The organism is Pseudomonas endophytica, from assembly GCF_001411475.1.
GTDB classification, from domain to species: Bacteria; Pseudomonadota; Gammaproteobacteria; order Pseudomonadales; family Pseudomonadaceae; genus Aquipseudomonas; species Aquipseudomonas endophytica.
In genome coordinates, this window is the sequence record NZ_LLWH01000163.1 from 12,427 (window position 1) to 33,299 (window position 20,873).

Consider the following 20,873-nt stretch of genomic DNA (forward strand, 5'->3'; position numbering starts at 1 on the left):
TCTGACACCGCTCACTGCAGGAACGAGCTTGTTGCGCAATCTTTTGATTAGCAAGGTCAACAGATCGCAGCCTTAGGCAGCGCCTGCGGGCCGGGGTTGTGCTTTAATTGCCGCCTTTTTAGCCTACCTGCTTCAAGGATCTGTCCATGTCGTCGCCCCGCCCTACCCACGTTCTGATTATTGGCTACGTGTGGCCCGAACCGCGGTCCTCGGCGGCGGGCGGGCATATGATGCAAATCATTGAGAGCTTTTTGCAGGCAGGTTGGCACATCACTTTTAGCAGCCCCGCCGGAGTTGGAGAACACAAGGCCGACCTGGCGGCGCTGGGCATTAATGAAGTCTGTATCGAACTGAACAACAGCAGTTTTGATGCCTTTGTCAGTGAGCTAGCTCCGGATATCGTGCTGTTTGACCGCTTTATGATGGAGGAGCAGTTCGGTTGGCGGGTTGAGAAGCACTGCCCGAACGCCTTGCGCGTGCTTGAAACCTCCGATCTGCAGAGCCTGCGTGATGCGCGTCAGCAGCAACTCAAAGCGCATCTTAAACGCAACCCAGAGCAGGATGACATCAGCGCCTTGTTTGCCCCGACGCCGGAGCAGACATATGCACACATGGCCGATGCCGACTTGGCACAACGGGAAATTGCAGCCATTTATCGCAGTGATCTGAACGTGATGATTTCCGAATACGAAATCGACTTGCTGACAGAGCAGTTCCACGTGCCCGACGCTTTACTGCATTGGTGCCCGCTGATGGTCGATAGTGTTCCCACCGAATTTGTACCGTTTGAGCAGCGTCAGCATTTTTTGAGCATTGGCAACTTCCGTCATGCCCCTAACTGGGACGCCGTGCTATGGATGAAAACGCATATCTGGCCGTTGATTCGCCAACAGCTTCCCGATGCGCAATTGCACATTTATGGCGCCTATACCCCGCCTAAAGCCACCGCTCTGCATAACCCCAAGCAAGGCTTCCATGTTTTGAACTGGGCCGAAGACGCACTTGCCGTAATGAGTAATGCGCGCATTTGCATGGCTCCCTTGCGGTTTGGTGCGGGTATCAAAGGCAAAATTGCAGATGCCATGCTCTGCGGCACGCCTAACGTGACCACGCCCATTGGCGCCGAAGGCATGCACGGTGATTGGCCTTGGCCTGGGGCCATCGAACACAGTGCAAGCGCCATTGCCGACACGGCCGTTCAGCTGTATCAGAACCCACAGGCTTGGCGCCAAGCGCAACAGCATGGGCAAGCACTGCTCAAGGCGCGTTACTTGCAAAGCACCCACGGGCCGGCGCTGGTTCAGCGGATTAAAGACTGCCTAGCGGAGCTTGAACAGCACCGGCGCAATAATTTCACCGGGGTTATGCTGCGCCATCATCAACACAAGAGTACTCAGTACATGTCGCAGTGGATCGAGGCAAAAAACCGCGTTTAGGGTGTGTTCCAGATCTTGAGCAGCTCGTTGATAAAAGACGGCTCAAGCACCCGATTGCCATGACCGCTTAAATGGTTTGAGTCAAAGAATAACGGCAACTGATCAGCATCGTATGCGGAGCAAATCGAACCCGGGCACAACAACGCAAATGGGTCCCATACGTGAAGATTGGAGTACTCGCGCTGTAACGCCTCCAATAGGCGCATTTGCGGCGCGCGCAGTCGCTCAAGCACATCGCGATTGATCGTCAGACCCGCCGCGCAAACCGGGTTCATGTGGTTGAACCAGTCTGAACAGCGATTTGCAGAGGCTCTCAACAAAGGCTTAGGAGCGTCTATCAGCACATTCAGCCCCGCCGCTTGCAGACTCGAAAGTACCGATTCGGCCGAGCGTCGAGCACCCACACTACGGTCTAAAGTTTGCTCATCAAGGATCTTGTCGATCACCTCCTCGTTCCAGCGCGCTCTACCGCGCCCCTGAAGCTCGGGCATGCGCAGTGAAGCGAGAAATACGATGTCACCCGGTTTTGCCCGCACCGCAATGTCCTTGAAATCCGCTTCACGGCGTGCCAAACAGCGAGTCGGATCAGCTTCCATCAACGTGACCACGCCGCACCCACCTTGCTCATATTCGATCACTTTGACGCCTAGCCTTAGCGAAGTCAGCTTAAGCAATGTGCGATAGCCTGCGGCGTGCGAGTCGCCAACCACAAACAACTGGCGTTCTAAGAGTCGCTCATCGTTAATTTTGTCAATCGGCTCTCTGGGATAGTGACTGTAGGCATACCAGTTATAGGTATCGCGAGTCTGGCTGAGTGAAAGGCGCTCAGTATTTTGGCTGATCCAATAACCTGCCCACCCAAATGACCCGGCAGCGACGACACTCACCATCACGGTGGCCCAAGCCTGTTTTTGCCAAAAAGCCTGACCAGAACGTAACGGTGTTTCGATAAAGCGATACGTCCCAGCCGCCAAGCCCCACACCACCAGGGGATACAACAACTGCACGACAAGCAACTCAGTACCGACGGTCCATCTGAGCACCACCAATACCGGCCAGTGCCATAAGTAAAGCGAGTAAGACAAACGACCGACGTAAATCAGTAAAGGGGCCTGCAGTAAATGCTGCCAAACAGAGTGATAACCTTGTGCTGGCAGGACCACGGCGGTGATCATCAGCCCTGCCCCGCCTACGGTGATCAATGCCCATGGAAACGGAAAGCCGTTGCCCCCTGCGAATAGAAATCCCGCCAGCAGCAACCCAAAGCCACCGCTCAGTAGAGCTGTCGCCACAGTTCTGGAACGTAGCGAGCCACGTTTGGGCCCCACTACCTGAAACAACAAAGCCCCAGCCGCCAACTCCCAAAAGCGTCCAGTGAGTAGGTAAAAAGCGGCCAACTGATCGGTTTGAGTTTCGTAGGCACTCACCCCTAACGAAGCTACTGCCATCAATGGCAGTACCATCCAAACCATCTTTAATCGCGTTCTGTAGCGAAGCCAAACAAAGTAAAGCGCTGGGAAAATCAGGTAAAACTGTTCTTCAACCCCCAACGACCAAGTGTGCAAGTACGGGTTGAGATCATTGCCTGGCGAAAAGTAGGTATCTGTGCTCCAGGCCAGCACGATATTGCTCACGCCCAAAAAGGCCGCTAATCCGCTGTTATTGATCTGGTCGCTCAGCCAAAACTGCGGCATGAACAAGGCACAGAACAAAAAACTGGTTAGCAAAACGACCAACAGTGCCGGCAATATGCGTAAAAGTCGGCGACGATAAAAGTCCATTAAAAATGGGACTAGCCTCATATCACTTCGCAGGCTTAGGGATTGGCTAATCACGTACCCGGAAATGACAAAGAACAGGTCGACCCCAGTAAAGCCACCGGGCATCAAGTCGAGAAAGTCGACATGGAAAACAATGACCGCAAGAACGGCAATGGCGCGTAGGCCATCTATAGCGGGGATATAAGCCAGTAAAGGTTCACGCATCGTACGCTTCCTTGTTTGAGGTCAGTCGCCAGTAGCGAAGCTAACCTCCAAGCAAGGATACGCGCCGTAGTCACAATCCCTCTTATGTGTAGGACAGAGATCTATTGGCGTTCCTTCAATGAGATGTATCAATGCGTCTGCGTAACAGGTAAGTGTCCATAATCCAGCCTTTACGACTGCGAGCACCTTCGCGGGTCAGTTTGATCCGATCACAAACATCCGCAAGCTTGCCTGAGATCAAAATCTCATCCTCGGTGCCCAGATAAGCCCCCCAATAGATATCGACGTTTTCCTGCACAAACGCTTGAAATGCACAGTGGGCATCAAGCATGACCACCACATTGTCCAAATCTTCGGCCACCAGACGCCGGCCAGTGGTAATGCGAATCGGCTGGCCAATGCCGTTCAACGGGATACGGTGCCGAGCAGCCAGCGCTTGCACACTGCTGATACCGGGAATCACGTGGTAATCAAAGTCGCTGCAGCCATTAGCCCGCACACGCTCTAAAATACGCAGCGTACTGTCGTATAACCCAGGCTCGCCCCACAACAGAAAAGCACCGGATTCGCCGTCAGCCAGCTCATCATCAATCAGCCGTGTAAACACCTCGGCCCGTTGTTCATGCCAGTCCTCTACACCTTGGGTGTATGAGGCCTTAGCGCTGTCGCGCACAGGGTCGCAGGCCTGTACCACGCGGTAGTTGGGCTTGCGAATGTAACGCTCGCAGATCTGCAAACGCAGTCTAACCAGATCTTCTGTGACGTGGCCCTTGTCGAGCACAAAGAGCACCGACACACGATTGAGTGCATTGATTGCCTGCACGGTTATGTGCTCTGGGTCGCCTGCGCCTATCCCTATCAAGAACAGTGTCTTCATTGAATTTTGTCCTACGGATAAATGTCTGTAACTGGTAGGAATATAGATAAGACGGCATGATCAACCGTCGTAACCGCACAATAAACGCGAAATCATGGCTCGATTTGCCTGAGCAAAGACCCTTCTAACGAGCAGGTAGACAAACATTACCGTTTGTCGATCCGGACCTCACAGCAAGGTTTCCCCTGCCATTTACGCGCTAATGCCTGATAGGGACGCGCTTTTTATGAGACCGCACCCATGAAGCTAAATCGTCACAACCTTGACCATCTGCCTGACAACGTCACAAAACCGACCTACCTTGCCAGTGACACTCAGCACGGGATCGCCCATATAGGGGTCGGCGGTTTTCACCGTGCGCATCAGGCGTTTTATACCCATGCACTGCTGGATCAGGGGCGCGATCTGGACTGGCGTATTTGTGGCATCGGCCTGCGCCCCGAAGACCGTCAGATACGCGATGATCTGGCCGCTCAAGACTACCTGTACACCTTGAATGAGCTGGGTAATAGTGACCCTACGCAAAGCCGCATCATAGGTTCAATCGGTAATCTGCTGTTGGCTGAAGACAGCATTCAAACGGTACTCGACAAGCTGGCCAGCCCACAGATACGCATTGTCTCGCTGACGATCACCGAAGGTGGTTACTGCATTGATGACAGCAGTGGTGAGTTTAGGTCTTCACTGCCGCAGATCCAGCAGGATCTAGCGCATCCTGAATCGCCACGCACAGTTTTTGCTGTGCTGTGTGCGGCGCTTGCTCAGCGCCGTGCCGATAACACGCCGCCCTTTACCGTCATGTCATGCGATAACTTGCCGCATAACGGTCACGTGGCTCGTAAAGCTCTACTGGCGTATGCAGCCCTCAGCAATCCTGAACTACACGACTGGATCGCCGCCAACGTCAACTTTCCCAATGCCATGGTGGATCGCATCACCCCCATCACCAGCCCCACCCAACGCCTGCAATTACATGCACAGTTGGGTATCGACGATGCCGCACCGGTAGTTTGCGAGCCGTTTAGCCAATGGGTACTCGAAGACCGATTCAGTCACGGCCGCCCGGCTTGGGAAACCGTTGGCGTACAGTTCACCGATGACGTGACACCCTACGAAGACATGAAGATCAAACTGCTTAACGGCAGCCATCTCGCCCTGACCTATCTGGGCTTTTTGAAGGGCTATCGCTTTGTTCACGAAACCCTGAGCGATCCTTTATTTGTCGCTTACCTTCGAGCCTACATGGACTTGGACGTCACCCCACAGCTGGCACCGGTACCGGGTATTGACCTCAGCCACTATAAAAATACCTTGATAACGCGATTTTCCAATCAGGCGATTGCCGACCAACTGGAGCGTGTGTGCTCTGATGGCTCATCGAAACTCCCCAAGTTCATCGTCCCGACTATTAACCGCTTGATCGCCGATGGCGCTGAATTGAAGCGGGCCGCCTTGGTGGTTGCCGCGTGGGCGCTGTACCTCAAGGGCATTGATGAAAACGGCCAGACGTATGTGATTTCTGACCCTCGGGCGCAAGCCTGCCAAGCGCTGGTGCTTGACGAGCAACGCCTCACGCAACGCTTGCTGGAGGATGAGGCGATCTTCGGGACGGCGATTGCTCAATCAGCGGCATTTGTCGAAGCGTTTGAGTGGTGCCTGAGCAGTTTGCGCGAAGTCGGGGTCAGCGCAACGTTGGAGCGCTTGGCAGCGCAGTAATCCGCCCTGCCCACCTATAAACAGACCTATCAGCGTTACCGAGAACAGGTAAGCGCCTTAATCGAGTAAAACTTATGTATCTGGTATGCGGTGAAGCGTTATTTGATTTTTTCGCACAAGAGAACAACGGTGAACACCTTAATACAGTGGGGTTTAAGGCGATTGCCGGAGGCTCGCCTTTCAACGTGGCCGTAGGTTTGCGCCGACTGGGTGTCCAGGCCGGGTTGTTTGCTGGGCTTTCAACGGACTACTTGGGCAAGCGCCTCAAACACGTATTGTTGGACGAAGGCGTTGACGATCAGTACTGGTGCGCGATTGATGCGCCTACCACACTGGCCATGGTCGCACTGGACACCCACGGCGTGCCCAACTACAGCTTTCGCGGTGAAGGATGCGCCGACCGGCAACTGCACGCTCATCATTTGCCAACCTTAGGGCCAGAGGTGCGGGGTCTGCACATAGGGTCATTTTCGTTGGTGGTGCCACCGATTGCCGACACACTGCTCGCGTTGGTACAGCGCGAAAGCGGCAAACGCCTGATTAGCCTAGATCCCAATGTGCGCTTAAATCCTGAGCCGGATATTGAGGTCTGGCGTAAACGGATCAACCAACTCATTCCCTACGCCGATCTAATAAAAGTAAGCGATGAAGATCTTGAGTTGCTGTATCCGGGGCGCGATCCACTTGAGATCGCACACGCTTGGTTGAGTCAACGCTGTCAGTTGGTATTTCTCACACGCGGTGCCCAAGGCGCCAGTGTAGTAAGCCGTGCGCACGGGCAGTGGTCGGTGCCTGCTCAATCGGTGACCGTTGCCGACACCGTCGGCGCGGGTGATACCTTTCAGGCTGCGGTCATTGCTTGGTTGACCGAACAGCAACTGGATTCAATTGAAGGTTTGCAGCAACTGAGTAAAACCCAACTTGCCGCCCTGCTCGACTTCGCCAGCCGCGCTGCCGCGCTGACCTGCAGTAAGACCGGCCCGGATTTGCCTTACCGCAAACAACTGGGTTAACCCCTGTATTGAATCGAGCGGCTCGTGTTCTATTGGCGTCGGCATAGCCCGCGATATAGCCCGCGAGCGCGCTCGTCACAGGTCAATTTGCCTTTAAGGTGCTGAGCTAAGGAACGATGCCGACCACAGTTGGTCGAAGGCTCAAGGCCACGCGTGGAGGCCAAAGCCCGCGGTGGCGATGCATGAGCAAGCTGAGTCATTTCAAAACAGGCTTTTAATAACATTAATAGCCTTTAGCCGCCATCCGGCATTAAATACCCATCTTTAAGCTTTACTCTCGGGACTTATCCATGAGCGCCGTTTTTTCAAATCGCCAACTTGCGGCGTTGGCAAACAGCCCATTGGGCAAGGTCACACAATGGCCACAAAGCCTGTTAACCAGTTCGCAAATGGTCATGCACTCCCCCATGCCTATGTTGCTGCTGTGGGGCAATGAGCGGACGCAAATTTACAACGATAGTTTCGCTGCCTTAGCGGGTAACAAGCATCCGGCAGGCTTTGCTCAGTCCGTTCATTTCAGCTGGCCGGAATATCCAGAGTTCATTCGTACGGTGATTGAGTCAGTTTGGGCGGGGCAAAGCCGCTCGTATCTGGACCAGTATTTCCTTTATCCAGATCAGAAACACGTCACCGAACTGTATCTGGACCTGACCTTTAGCCCTGTGCGCGATGAGCAAGGCCAAGTGGCCGGGCTCTTGATGACGGCGGTCAAGACCTCACGTCGCAGGCGCACTGCAATCAAGTTGCGCCAACGCTCACTGGCCAGTCGTAAAGCGCAACACGAAACAGAAGAGCGCTTACAACTGGCACTGACAGCCACCAACGGGGTTGGGACGTGGGACTGGAATATTGATCAAGACCTGTTTGTGACTGACAGCCGCTTTGCACAAATGCACGGCATCGAACCTCAACTCTCTGGGCAACTGCCAATCACTGCTTACCTGCACGGCGTTCATCCTGAAGACCGCGGATTACTGACCCGCTCGATCAGGGAGTGTCTATCCAAGCATGGCGAGTACTCACAAGAATATCGCTTGCTGAATCTCGACGGCACTGTGCGCTGGATCTTTGCACGAGGCCGGTGTTTCTCCGGTCGCCCAGGCAGCGCTCAGCGCTTTATGGGGGCAGCGCTGGACATCACAGAGCGCAAAAAAACCGAACAAGCCTTGCTCAACCTCAATGAAACCCTTGAGTTGCGAGTAGCGCAGCGCACTCAGGCTTTGGCCGAAGCGAACGAGCAACTGCAACGCGAGATGCAAGAACGCGAACGGGCTGAAGAAGCGTTGCGGCATGCACAAAAAATGGAAGCAGTCGGACAGCTGACCGGCGGAATCGCTCACGATTTCAACAATTTGCTCACCGGAATTATCGGTAGCTTAGATTTGATGAAGCGATATATCGCGGCCGGAAGAATCACTGAAGTCGGCAGATTCACTGATGCTGCCGTGACTTCAGCGCAACGCGCCGCTGCATTGACCCATCGTTTGTTGGCGTTTTCCCGCCGTCAATCACTGGACCGCAGACCGTTAGACCCCAATCAATTGGTGAGCTCTTTGCAAACGCTGTTCAGCAGTACTAAAGGCGCCCATATCGACTTACGGGTTGAGCTGGGCGATGACATTTGGACTGTTAACACTGACAGCGGTCAACTCGAAAGCGCCCTGCTTAACCTGATTATCAATGCCCGTGATGCCATGCCTGACGGCGGAGAGCTCGTGGTCAGAACCGCCAATACTTTCTTGTCCCACAGCCACACCAGCGCTCTTGAGCCAATCAAAGCCGGGGACTATGTGATGTTTGAGGTCAGCGACAATGGTTCGGGCATGACCCCGCAGATTCTCGCCAAAGCTTTTGACCCCTTTTTCACCACCAAGCCGGTCGGCCAAGGCACAGGCTTGGGATTGTCGATGATTTACGGGTTTGCGCAGCAGTCAGGCGGGCACGTCAGCATCATCAGCGAAAGTGGCACTGGCACCCGCGTACGCTTGCACTTGCCGCGCTATCACGCGAAAACTCAGGTATTATCCGCGCCCTCGTAAAATGGTCCTCAGTTGTAAGGTACAGGTCTTATGAAAGCCCAAGCCCGCCATATTTTGGTAAAAACCGCCGAAGAAGCCGAGTCGCTCAAGCAGCGTATTGCTAAAGGCGAAGCCTTCGATGTGCTGGCGAAAAAGTTCTCCACCTGCCCGTCCGGCAAACGCGGCGGGGATTTGGGCGAAGTGCGTCCGGGCCAGATGGTTGGGGTCATTGACCAAATCATCTTTAAAAAGCCGCTGCGCGTGGTACACGGCCCTGTTAAGAGCAAGTTCGGTTATCACTTGGTACAGGTGTTCTTTCGCGACTGAACATCGCCGCCAAGCAATCAATGTAATTGCCACCAACTGGGCAGTAACTGCTGCACTTTAGGATCGGCAAAGCGGTCATCGATCAGAAACACAGCGCCTTGATCGCTTTGGGTACGGATCACCCGCCCAGCTGCCTGAACGACTTTTTGCACCCCCGGATACAGGTAGGTGTAGTCATACCCCGCGCCAAACAGCTTGGCCATGCGCTGCTTGATTTGCTCATTGACCGGATTCAATTGCGCCAACCCAAGGGTGGCGACAAACGCGCCGATCAATCGTGCGCCCGGCAAGTCGATGCCTTCACCAAAAGCTCCGCCTAAAACCGCAAAGCCGACTCCTTGACTCGACAAGGTGAATTGATCGAGAAAGCCTTGGCGCGCTGTTTCATCCATGCGCCGCGATTGCAGCCACTGCGGCACATGCGGATGGCGTTCAGCAAGCAACTGCGCGACCTGTTGCAGATAGTCAAAGCTACTAAAAAACGCCAGATAGTTGCCAGGGCGCCGCTCGAACTGGCGAGCGATTAACTCAACGATCGGTGCCAAGGACGCCTCGCGATGCACATAGCGAGTCGAAATTTGGCTGACCACCTGAACGCTCAGTTGCTGCGCGCTAAAGGGCGACTCGACGTCAATCCATACCGTGTCGGCAGGTAACCCCAACAAATTGGCGTAGTAAGTACGCGGGCTTAGCGTCGCAGAAAACAGCACGTTGCTCTGCGCACTGGCCAGTCGCGGGCCGATAAACCCGGCGGGCACAATATTGCGTAGGTTGAGCTGAGATAGACGTCGCTTGCCGCTATCGCGGACGCTAACGTCGAATAAAAAGTGCGAGTCATAGAGTTCTGCAACCCGGTTGAACTGCAACGCTTCGAAGTAAAAAGCTTGCAGATTGCTTGTCAGGCCCTGCGGATGATCGTTGAGGTAGTCACCAATAGCCGTAATGCAACCCGATAAAGCGTTCAGCCATTTAGCCGGCAATTGCGGGTGCACCTGATAAGGGCCGAGTTGATCTTTATGCAGCGCGTTCCATTCCCGACTTAGGCGTTTGAAGGGTTTGTCCAGGGGTGCCGGGGTGTTCTGACGCAGCGCATTTAAGGTGTGTTGATCGAGGCTCGCGCTGTACATCTGCCGCGCCCGCTCCACCAGGTTATGAGCCTCGTCTACCAGCGTCGCCACTCGCCATTGGTTGGCTTGGGCCAAGCCATAGAGCAGCGCTGTGAAGTCGAAGTAATAGTTATAGTCGGCGATAACCAAATCAGCCCAACGGGCCATTTCTTGGCTCAAATAATACGGACATACCTGGTGCGCCAAGGCAACGCTGCGCAGTGTTTGTTGGTCCAGCGGTGAGTGAGCGACGGCCGCTAAACGTGCAGCGGGTAAACGATCATAGAAGCCTTTAGCCAATGGGCAGGCATCACCGTTGCAGGCATTCTCGGGATACTCACATGCTTTGTCCCGTGCCACCAGTTCCAGCACCCGCAGCGGGGTTTGCACGCTGTTCTCAAACAGCACTTGCATTGCATCCAACGCTAACTTGCGGCCCGGCGTTTTGGCGGTGAGAAACATTAACGTGTCGAGTTGCTGCTTGGGCATGGCCTTGATCAAGGGAAACAAGGTGCCGATGGTTTTACCGATCCCTGTTGGCGCCTGAGCCATCAGGCAGCGGCCACCACTGGCGGTTTTGTACACAGCCTCGGCCAAGCTGCGTTGCCCGGTACGAAACTGCGCATGCGGGAACGCCAACAACTGCGCCGCCTGATCCCGGGCCTGACGGTGGCGCATCTCCTGCTCAGCCCAGCTTAAGAACAGCGCGCATTGCTGATTGAAAAACTGCTCAAGATCGTTGGCGCTCCAGAGCTCTTCAACCCGGGTCTCTTTCTCGCTGACAATGTCGAAATACACCAGCGCCAAGTTGAGCGTGGTCAATTGCCGGCTTTGGCATAACAGCCAGCCATACACCCGGGCCTGGGCCCAGTGTAATTGGCGGTGATTGGCCGGGATCGAAGTGAAGTCTGCGCGATAGGTTTTGACTTCTTCCAGCACGTTACCTTGCGGGTCATAGCCATCAGCGCGCCCACGCACCAGCAAATTTTGATACTGACCTTCAAGGCTGACTTCTGCTTGATACTCGGCACTGCGTCGAGAGGCCACGGTTCGGTGCCCAACAATGCCCTGCTGGGCCGTCGGCGAAGGGGTAAAACGCAAATCAAGGTCCCCGACTTTGGCCGTGAACTCGCACAGGGCGCGGACTGCTACGCGATAACTCAAGCGCCCAGATCCTGCCATTGCACGTAACACACCGTAACGGGCATGTGATGTTGCTCGCATAACGCGAGCCAGCGCAGTTGGTTGTCTTGCAGGCGATCACCGGGGCCTTTGACTTCGATCATGCGGTAGGTCTTTTGCTCAGGCCAAAACTGAATGAGATCGGGCATGCCTGCGCGATTGGTTTTGATGTCTTGCAGTAATCGCTTAAACCACACCTTCAAGTGCTCAGGTGGCAAGCACTGCAAAGCGTCCTCCAGCAAGCTTTCACTTAGATAGCTCCAAGCCACAAAAGGTGACTGCACACCGAATTTAGCCGCGTAGGTAGCGCGTAGCGTGTCCCGGTAATCAGCGCTATCCAATTGCGCGAGGCAAGCATCAAACAAATCCACACGTCGGGAGTAGAAGTCTTGCTCAAGCAAATCGGCGGGACCACTTTGATAGGGATGAAAAAAAGCTCCCGGCAACGGGGCAAAAATAGCGGACCAGCACAGCAACCCGAACAGCCCGTTGATCAGCGTATTTTCAACGTAATACACCGGGGCTTCGGGCGTTTGCAGATAGCTCAAGACGTTGAACTCCACGGACAGCGCTTCATCGCGCCCAAGGCTGAGGTCTAGGCGTTTGATCGGCAGAGCCTTGGGCTTAGCCAGTGCAGCTAAACCCAGTTTGCGACGCAGACGGGGCAGCATCCGCAACAACTGCTGCTGCTCAGAGTCGGTGAATGGCGCCTCGTCTACCGGCTCAGCCAACGCCATAGCTTGTCCATACTCACCCAGCAACTCCAGCACCCTGATCATGCGTAACCGCGCTTCGGGGTGCAGGCTTAGGCGATACACCTCTAGCGCTTGAGGCCACTCACCCGCCCGTTCGTAGAACTGCCCGATTTGAAACAGCAAACGTGCCCGGCGCCGTTGTAACCAGCGGTTATCCGTGTGGTAGCTAAGTACCCGACTTTGTATCTCCTGCGCATCGGCCCCAGCTTCAGACGCCGGGCGGCAAGCATGCAAATGCAGATAGCCGTCAATATCGAGCCGACTGAACAACGCACGTGATTCAGGGCTGAACGCGACCTTTTCGTAAGTAAACAAGCCAAGATCGGCTAACACCAAGTCAGACCAGCTTTGACTCAGGTTGCCAAAGAACATCAGCCGCAGACAATCGCACAAGGACCGGTGATTAAGGGTGTAGAGGTGTTCATCCAGCTCAGGAAGCCATTGATTCAAGCTTTGTTGCTGCGCAAAATCGGCAACCAACTGATCCAGCCACTCGGTCTTTTTACCCTTGGGCTGGCTAATATGCGCACTGAAGCGACTTAGAATCTCGGGCTTAGTCAATACATCAAACACCTCAACCAATGCCAATGGCGCTTGGTCGTTCACCCAGCCTCCCGCTATAAGAGGCAGAGCGGCTGAGCGGGTATCAACGATTTCTGCATAGTTCAGCTTGCTGGCTCTAAAATGCGCACCTTTGCGCATGACCATACGTACCCACAAAGCTTGTGAAGCCGCTGGCAACTGACTGAACCCGACGATGAACTGCTGCTCTTCAAGGCTTAGGACATCCTCATAGCGGGCCGCCACCCAATCGAGTACATGCTGAAAATTTTTGAGGTAGTAGAACGGATCTTCAAGGGGATCTGAAATCACAGGCAAAACAAACCACGGCTTTGATTACTGGTTATGCATACAGATAACAGTTTGCCTAGCGCTCTGGCAAACCCTAATGGATGAGCGGCTAGTCGGGTCAAGTATAGGGGCGATCTTTTTAGCGGCCTTGGAATCATGAGCACGCTCGCCCCTATAAAAACAGTGCCCGCAGTTACGCCGCACAGGCGCTCATTGACTATAAGGATCATGCATCCAGAGTGTGGCAATCAGCGATTTATTGGATTTAAAGTCTGTAAGGGTCATGTTAAATAGCGCTCGAAGTGAGGACAACGCAAGCCCACTTACCGACTCAAGCCAGGTTGCATGGGTTTCAGACAGGACATTGTCCGACATCAGTATCTGCCGTAATTCAAGATAGGCAGATAGCTTTTCGGGATAACACTGCTGTAAAAAGCGCTCAAGGCCGCGTGCCTGATCAACAAAAGGTGAATATAAAACACATACCAGATGCTCATCCGTGACACTGTGAAGTTCCAGCAGATAGTGCGAAATACACTGGCGTAGCTTCTCTATGCGTTTTGGGGTGTTGAATTTGCGGCTAAGGTATTTAATCAACTGGCCTTTAAAGCGCTCATTGGTTTGATACTCGGCACGTGTGCGCCTTAAAAAATCGTGCACGCCTATATGATATTCAACACCTTGCTGACAAACTCCGCGTACGCCCTGCACATGCGCCGCCACTAAAACCACAGCCGCCTGAGGCTCTGCGACATCGACTGGATTGATATTCCAAACCCCCTCTACAAACATGAGAACCTGCGAGTGCAACATGTCCTCTTCCGAGGCGATGCAATCAGATACATTAATGATGTTTATTTCAGTCTGCGTTGAGCTGATATCAAGACGGTTCAACGTTGCTGGAAGCGCTAACGACTGCTTCAAGTCATCATCGAGTTTTGAACATAGCTTCACCGCCGACTCAAAGCCTTGTTCGTAGAGGGAGTTAAGTGTATGCCCCTGCTTCGTTGCCACCCTGCGCATCCATTCACTGTACTGTTCCAGATATTTAGGGGGGCGCCGATCAATTAAAGCGTCAACGTTATCGCCCCACTCGCATGCCCGTCGATACAGCTTGGCACGCGAAAGCAGATCAGGATAAAAAAATGTCGCTCGAACATCCCCTTGAGTAAGGTGCCCAGACATCAGTATTTGCGTACGATCAATGGATGATGGCAGTCGCTCAAACGCAGCTGGTATGTGCTTGTCTAAACGCCTAATTTGAGTTTCATCCACTAACAATAGTTCTACACGTGGGTCGTCATAAACAAAGAGTTCATTACATTGTGTCTGTATCCGCTCCATGACCGCAGCGGTTACTCGAGGCTGACGTAACACAGCAATACGCAGTACAAACGTTTCAGGCGTACGACCTGCAATACTCAACTGCGCAGCACGCAAAAAGGCCAAGGTGTAAGCACACTCCTTGCCGCCCTCATGAATCAACATGACCCGATAACTACCAATCCGCTCAAGCCCTCCGGCCGCGACTAATAAACGCTGAATAAGTAACTGCAATGAAATGCGTTCGGGGCGACTAAAAAAACCCAGCAATCGGTGCAGAACTTGCTGATAAACAAAACGCATGGCTTGTTCATGAAAGTTGCTCATCGGTTATTCCTCCAGTTCGACCACCGTATTATCGACAGCCCTCTGCGACAAACCCACCGTTACCTAAAAAATTAGCTCCATAACAGATCCACCCCACATATGCATAGGAATTAACCTACACATATAGCGAATCATAAAAAATTTTTATGTACCTCCCGGAATTCAAATGGATAAATCGCTAATGCTCAGAAAACTTGCATTAGGCATTTTTAAACACATGCAAAGCCTCACGTCTAATTGTTCACAAAAAAAATACGCCATTAAACACAGTGTTCAATGGCGTATTTCTGACTCTAATAAAAAGGCTGTGCAGTTGGACTCTAAGCCAATTCCAGTGCCACACGCCCACGACATGGGCAGTCATCCATATAACGATGCGCTTCAACAAAGTCTTCGAACGGGAATACTTTCACCTCAAACGGCGGCAACACTCGATCGGCGGTTAACTGGTTGATATCACGCAGGGCGCGCTGAATCGCTTCAACGTCTTGGTCGATACCCAACTCCGGCTTACCCGTGAAGTTACCGATGCAATGCACAAAAAACTGAATGTTTTTTTGAAAGCAGGCACAGGCGGGTAGTCGAGTCTGATTACCACCTTGCAGACCGTAGAGTACAAGGCTGCCACGGGGGGCAAGTACATCACCTAATACAGACATTTGCGGACCACCTAGGCCGTCAAATACAGCATCTACGCCTCGGCTGTCGGTGATCTTGTTGATCTGCATTAACAAGTCCTGCTCCTCGGTCACAATCACGTGATCAGCACCGAGGCTTAATAGGTATTCGCGCTCCTCGCTTTCTTTTGTAGCAGCAATGACTTTGACGCCCAATGCCTTGCCTAACTGCACAAATGACGGGCCAGAGCAGTGGCTGGCATCTGTAATCAATACTGACTGCCCAGGTTTTACGCGCGCCAGATCTACATAAGCGAAGTAGGCGATCAACAAAGGGGTGTAATGAGTACTGGCCTGAACCGGAGTCAAAATATCCGGATAACGTGTGAGCGCTGAGCGCGGCATCAAGATCAGCTCACCGTACGTGGGGTAGTCATTAGCACTCTGAGCTGGAAAACTCGCCACCTTGTCGCCTACAAACAAATCATCAACACCCGCACCGACGGCGGTTACGATGCCAGCCATTTCGTGGCCGATACCGGCAGGCAAATGCGCAGGGCTTGGGGCTAGGTTCTGCCGCCAGAGCACGTCATACCAACTGATAGCAATCGCTTGAACACGCACCAGCACTTCGCCAGGCGCAGGCGCAGCGACCTCATGCTCTTCGCACTTGAGCACCTCGGCTGACCCAAACTTGTGAAAACGGATCGTGCGCGACATTACCAACCTCGCCTAATTAATCGCTAATACCACGGGACTTTATCCGGGCTTTGTGCGCAAGACTAACAGACAGCATTAATAGTCGACATGCCTGTCATTGATCCGCGACGATTTTTTAGGCACGCAAAAAAGCCAAATGTTCAAGAAAATCACAAGAATTGCGCTGATACGAAGCTTGAAATCATCGACAAAGATCGAAGAAAGCCTATCTACCGGGTGACGATTTATCAGCTTTGCAAGTAAGATTCATTACCCGACTTTCCGTTACCCCCTCAGTGAATCCCCGCAGATGAACCGTAACGACTTGCGTCGCGTCGATCTGAACTTGCTGATCGTCTTCGAAACCTTGATGCATGAGCGCAGTGTAACCCGAGCCGCCGAGAAGCTTTTTTTGGGGCAACCGGCAATCAGTGCTGCCTTGTCACGCCTGCGTAATTTGTTCGATGACCCTTTATTCGTGCGCACAGGGCGCAGCATGGAACCCACAGCGCGGGCGATTGAAATCTTCGCCCTGCTCTCTCCGGCGCTGGACTCCATTTCGACGGCCGTCAGCCGTGCTTCAGAGTTCAACCCGGCCACCAGCACCTCAGTGTTTCGCATTGGCTTGTCAGATGACGTTGAATTTGCCCTGCTCCCCATGCTCCTCAAACGCTTGCGCGCCGAAGCGCCTGGCATTGTGCTTGTGGTGCGCCGGGTCAACTACATCTTGATGCCACCACTTTTGGCATCAGGAGAAATTTCGGTGGGCGTCAGCTACACCAGCGACTTGCCCGCCAATGCCAAACGCAAAGTGTTGCGCCGCAGCAAATCCAAGTTGTTACGCGCCGACACCATGCCAGGTTCAATGAGCCTGGATGACTTTTGTGCACGGCCGCACGCGCTCGTCTCCTTTGCCGGCGACTTGAGCGGCTTTATTGATATTGAACTGGAAAAAACCGGCCACAAACGCCATGTAGTCCTCGCCGTGCCTCAATTCAACGGCTTAAGCACGTTGCTGGCAGGTACCGACATCATCGCCATGGTCCCCGACTACACCGCCGAAGCCCTGACTGCTGCAGGCGGCGTACGCGCCGAAGACCCTCCGCTTGAGCTACCAAGCTATGAACTGCACATGGCCTGGCGTGGAGCACAGGATAACGATCCGGGCGAGCGCTGGTTGCGTTCACGGATTCAGATGTTTTTTGGGGATCCAGAGAGTCTTTAGGCGTCGTCTGGCGGGCTGTTTATCTGATCATTTCTGCCTTTCCACAAACCATGGAGCGTCATTCACTTCCAGTGAATGACGCTCCCGAGGGGCATATCTGAGGGCATGCTATGACACCCCCAACACCTCTCGAATCGTGTGTGGGTAAAATCCTAGAACCGTTTTGTGAAATCTTCTTGGGGGCCATCAACCCTGCGTTGTTAAACGCTATGTCCAGACGCCCGAATGCAGCAGTGGCTTCTCGGAACAAATTGGCACCCTGAGCCTCGTTAGCCATTTAGCTGAGTCGCGCGTACGCGGCTCTGTCCTTAACGGGTGAGCAGAGTTCAACCAAACTCTTTGGTAAGGCGATCCTTTAGGCGCTGCATGTCCTGCTCCACCTTGGGAGCGCTGATAACGTCGTAGCTCGCAAACACAGGCAAGACCTGCGCCCCACAAAATGTGTAGTTGGCCGTATTTGCAGCAAAGACTTCGTCAACCGAACGGCCTTGATGGAGATTCTGCTTTGGGTCGTTGAAGGCGGCTTCGGGAGAATTCATCGTCAACGAAAGCAAGTAGCGTTTGCCCAGCATTTTCCCGCCCGAGCCGTACTGTTTGGACGGATCATCTTTCGAGCGTCCGTCACCACCAAGAAAGCTTTGCTGGATCAGGCCTGCGGTAAACACTTCGTCTACGTATTTCTTGTAGATCCAGGGATTACCAAACCAAAACACCGGGGACTGAGTCACGATGACGTCGGCCCAAAGATGTTTCTCGACTTCTTCGTTGATGTCATAACCAGATTCAATGTAGGTCTTTCGTACTACATACCCTTTCTGCACCATCTCGTCGGCGATCAGGGCTGCCATGCTCCGGCTCAATCGGCCCTCGCTGATGCCGTGGTGGGTCTGGTGGGCGTTGATGACTAAAACACGCTTGCCGCTCTCGCCCAACGTGACGCTTTGACGCTTTTGGAAGCAGCGGCAGCAGAGGCTGTTTGAGTGACAAGCGATGGCATTATCACCGCGGCGGTAATGCCCACACCCGTTTTGATGAAACGGCGTCGATTCAAAACCCCGTCTTCGCCGGTGTCTTCACTAGGGTCAAAAGGTCGAGTCATTTCGCGTACCTAAGTCTTGAGTCCAATACGGCGAAACGCGTCACGACGGCCACTTTGCCATTCAGATGGTGCATTTGCATGAGTCGATAACTCCTTGCGAACAGTGGCAATCAGTCTTCGCAGCTGTCGAGATACTTTTTGGACATGCGCGCGCCTTGGACCTGAATACTCGCCAGCGCAGTTCTGATCTGCTGCAAGTCATTCAAATCCAGGGACACATCCACCGCACCATTGTTTTCCTGCAAATGCGCAAGTTTAGTGGTGCCTGGGATTGGGATAATCCATGGTTTCTGAGCCATCAACCATGCCAACGCGATTTGCACAGGCGTTGCGTTCTTGCGCGCAGCGATGCCATTGAGCAAATCTAGGAATGGCTGGTTGGCACGCATCGCGTCAGGAGTAAAACGCGGGAATTCAGCGCGCAGGTCTGAGCCATCAGTTACGAAGGTTGAAGCGGGAGTGATCTTACCGGTGAGATAGCCCATGCCTATTGGGCTCCATGGCACAAAGCCGATACCCAGTTCTTCACACACCGGAATCACATCGGCCTCGCGATCACGCGTCCAAAGGGAATATTCACTTTGCAGCGCAGCAACAGGATGCACTGCGTGAGCGCGGCGCAAGTTATCGACGTTGGCTTCCGACAGGCCGTAGTGCTTGATCTTGCCTTCCTGAATCAGGTCCTTCAGCGCACCGGCAGTGTCCTCAATCGGCGTATTGGGATCGACACGATGCTGATAAAACAAGTCGATCACATCGGTGCGCAGACGAGTCAGGCACTGCTCGACGACTTTCTTGATGTGCTCTGGACGGCTGTTGAGATTTGGATAGTTGTCCAGATCAAAACCCAACTTCGAGGCGAGCGTTATCTTGTCCCGGAACGGGGCCAAAGCCTCACCGACCAGTTCTTCGTTTGCACGCAGACCATACACTTCTGCGGTATCAAAAAAGGTGACGCCCGACTCATAGGCTGTGCGGATCACTTTGATCGCCGCATTTTTTTCAGTCGGCCCGCCGTATCCACCGCTCAGGCTCATGCAACCAAAGCCGATTTGCGAAACGATCAAGCCGCTTTTACCCAGTTCACGCTGTTTCATGGTGATTCTCCAGATTGAAAGAGTTCAAGACATCTCTAGCGCTGAGCGCAGCAGATGTGGAGTGGAGCAAATCGGGTGATCAGGCTGACCAGTTCTGCAACCAGTAGGCATAAGGCACAGGAAGCACGGACTGGGGAGCTTCGACGCCTAACTCGCGAGCGGCGTGGTAGGTCCAGTGAGGGTTAGCAAGCAAGGTTCGGGCAAACATCACCAGGTCCAGCTGCCCCTCACGGATGAATGCGTTGGCTTGTTTGGGATCGGTGATCATCCAGCTGGTAGCGACCAGCAGGTCGGTTTCATGGCGGACACGCTCCGCGTAAGGGACCATGAAGTTGGGCACCCATGGCGCCTGCTCGCCTGGAGTGGAACCGGCCAACCCAACGTCTACCAGATCCAGGCCAGCAGCCTTGGCCCACTGCAGCACTTGCAGGGATTCGGCAAAAGACCGTTCTGCGCCGTCATCGAACTCGACAACGCCGAGGCGCATCGTCAGTGGCAGGTCATGCGGCCATACCTCACGAACCGCAGCCAGCGTTTCGAGGATGAACCGAGCACGGTTTTCCAGCGAGCCGCCATAATGGTCAGTGCGGTTATTGGCGTGACGAGAAAGGAAACTTTGCCCCAGAAAACCATGGGCAAAGTGAAGCTCAAGCCACTCGAATCCTGCCTCCAGAGCACGGGATGCGGCAGCCACGAAGTCCTGTTGGGTTGCCAGAATGTCCTGCGGGGTCATCTCCCTAGGCACATAGGATGAGTCGGACACGTAGGGTATTGCGCTAGGCCCAACAGGCTCCCACGCACGAGGATCAGTGCGTTCGAGTGGCGAACCTCCCTCCCAAGGCGGAGTACATCCAGCCTTGCGGCCTGCGTGGCCAATCTGGATTCCAGGCACAGCCCCCGCAGCTTTGATCGACGAAACTATCTGAGCAAAACCAGGGATATGCTCGTCGCTCCACAGACCTGCATCGCCAGGAGTAATACGCCCTTCGGGCGTTACAGCAGTGGCCTCGACAACAACAAGGCCAACACCGCCCCGAGCCAACATGGCGTAATGCGCCTGATGCCACTCATTCAACATGCCGTCCTGTGCTTGGTACTGACACATTGGCGACGCCACGATACGGTTACGTAGCGTGACGCCCTTGACGAGGATGGGTTCGAAAAGAGAAGGCATGCGAGGTGCTCCTGAGAGTGATACCCCACTGTAATGGGATCGCCC

At 53.8% G+C, this 20,873-nt stretch carries 14 protein-coding genes and 1 pseudogene; 6 read left to right on the forward strand and 9 right to left on the reverse strand.

The window, feature by feature from the left end; genetic code table 11:
- The first annotated feature begins 146 nt into the window (after positions 1–146).
- Positions 147–1,436: a glycosyltransferase gene (locus AQS70_RS11275; RefSeq protein WP_055102854.1), complete on the forward strand. Its 1,290-nt coding sequence runs from the start codon at positions 147–149 to the stop codon at positions 1,434–1,436.
- Here AQS70_RS11275 and AQS70_RS11280 read toward each other — a convergent pair.
- Together AQS70_RS11280 and cobF are read right to left on the reverse strand one after the other, a co-directional pair.
- On the reverse strand, positions 1,433–3,421 hold the full coding sequence (locus AQS70_RS11280; protein WP_055102855.1) for an acyltransferase family protein: 1,989 nt from the start codon (positions 3,419–3,421) through the stop codon (positions 1,433–1,435). The two genes, AQS70_RS11275 and AQS70_RS11280, sit on opposite strands and share 4 nt — an antisense overlap.
- 115 nt (positions 3,422–3,536) lie before the next feature.
- Complete coding sequence (gene cobF, locus AQS70_RS11285) at positions 3,537–4,298, reverse strand: precorrin-6A synthase (deacetylating) (RefSeq protein WP_055102856.1); 762 nt, start codon at positions 4,296–4,298, stop codon at positions 3,537–3,539.
- 240 nt (positions 4,299–4,538) lie between these two features.
- Here cobF and AQS70_RS11290 point away from each other — a divergent pair, with 240 nt between their 5' ends.
- The 4 genes and pseudogenes from AQS70_RS11290 (at position 4,539) to AQS70_RS11305 (ending at position 9,372) form a co-directional block, all read left to right on the forward strand.
- Positions 4,539–6,014 (forward strand): mannitol dehydrogenase family protein, encoded by a 1,476-nt coding sequence (locus AQS70_RS11290; protein WP_055102857.1) that lies wholly within the window; start codon positions 4,539–4,541, stop codon positions 6,012–6,014.
- A gap of 74 nt (positions 6,015–6,088) precedes the next feature.
- Positions 6,089–7,027, forward strand: coding sequence for a carbohydrate kinase family protein (locus AQS70_RS11295; protein ID WP_055102858.1), 939 nt, complete (start codon positions 6,089–6,091; stop codon positions 7,025–7,027).
- Positions 7,028–7,317: 290 nt separating this feature from the next.
- A pseudogene (locus AQS70_RS11300) lies at positions 7,318–9,063 on the forward strand (ATP-binding protein); the annotation flags it as partial.
- A 33-nt stretch (positions 9,064–9,096) separates the two neighbouring features.
- Positions 9,097–9,372 (forward strand): peptidylprolyl isomerase, encoded by a 276-nt coding sequence (locus AQS70_RS11305; protein WP_047274612.1) that lies wholly within the window; start codon positions 9,097–9,099, stop codon positions 9,370–9,372.
- 17 nt (positions 9,373–9,389) lie between these two features.
- On the opposite strand, the gene AQS70_RS11310 is transcribed toward AQS70_RS11305, so the two are convergent.
- The 4 genes from AQS70_RS11310 to AQS70_RS11325 all read right to left on the reverse strand — a co-directional run bounded on the left by AQS70_RS11310 (position 9,390) and on the right by AQS70_RS11325 (position 16,254).
- Positions 9,390–11,642, reverse strand: coding sequence for an ATP-dependent DNA helicase (locus AQS70_RS11310; protein WP_055102859.1), 2,253 nt, complete (start codon positions 11,640–11,642; stop codon positions 9,390–9,392).
- The gene (locus AQS70_RS11315; protein ID WP_055102860.1) at positions 11,639–13,288 is read right to left on the reverse strand and encodes a VRR-NUC domain-containing protein; all 1,650 of its coding nucleotides are present in this window, start codon (positions 13,286–13,288) and stop codon (positions 11,639–11,641) included. The genes AQS70_RS11310 and AQS70_RS11315 overlap by 4 nt, the downstream gene beginning before the upstream one ends.
- A 189-nt stretch (positions 13,289–13,477) precedes the next feature.
- Complete coding sequence (locus tag AQS70_RS11320) at positions 13,478–14,917, reverse strand: hypothetical protein (protein ID WP_055102861.1); 1,440 nt, start codon at positions 14,915–14,917, stop codon at positions 13,478–13,480.
- Positions 14,918–15,237: 320 nt separating this feature from the next.
- Entirely contained in the window at positions 15,238–16,254 is a 1,017-nt protein-coding gene (locus tag AQS70_RS11325) for a zinc-dependent alcohol dehydrogenase family protein (RefSeq protein WP_055102862.1), read from the reverse strand.
- Between the two features lie 289 nt (positions 16,255–16,543).
- Here AQS70_RS11325 and AQS70_RS11330 point away from each other — a divergent pair, with 289 nt between their 5' ends.
- Positions 16,544–17,458 carry a LysR family transcriptional regulator gene (locus AQS70_RS11330; RefSeq protein WP_055102863.1) on the forward strand — a complete coding sequence of 305 codons (915 nt, stop codon included), beginning with the start codon at positions 16,544–16,546 and terminating at the stop codon, positions 17,456–17,458.
- Between the two features lie 326 nt (positions 17,459–17,784).
- Here the strand turns inward: AQS70_RS11330 and AQS70_RS11335 are convergent, their stop codons facing one another.
- The 3 genes from AQS70_RS11335 to AQS70_RS11350 all read right to left on the reverse strand — a co-directional run bounded on the left by AQS70_RS11335 (position 17,785) and on the right by AQS70_RS11350 (position 20,828).
- Positions 17,785–18,390 carry an NAD(P)H-dependent oxidoreductase gene (locus AQS70_RS11335; RefSeq protein ID WP_055102864.1) on the reverse strand — a complete coding sequence of 202 codons (606 nt, stop codon included), beginning with the start codon at positions 18,388–18,390 and terminating at the stop codon, positions 17,785–17,787.
- 277 nt (positions 18,391–18,667) lie between these two features.
- Entirely contained in the window at positions 18,668–19,654 is a 987-nt protein-coding gene (locus AQS70_RS11345; RefSeq protein ID WP_055102866.1) for an aldo/keto reductase, read from the reverse strand.
- A 79-nt stretch (positions 19,655–19,733) separates the two neighbouring features.
- On the reverse strand, positions 19,734–20,828 hold the full coding sequence (locus AQS70_RS11350) for an NADH:flavin oxidoreductase/NADH oxidase (RefSeq protein WP_055102867.1): 1,095 nt from the start codon (positions 20,826–20,828) through the stop codon (positions 19,734–19,736).
- Positions 20,829–20,873 lie beyond the last annotated feature (45 nt).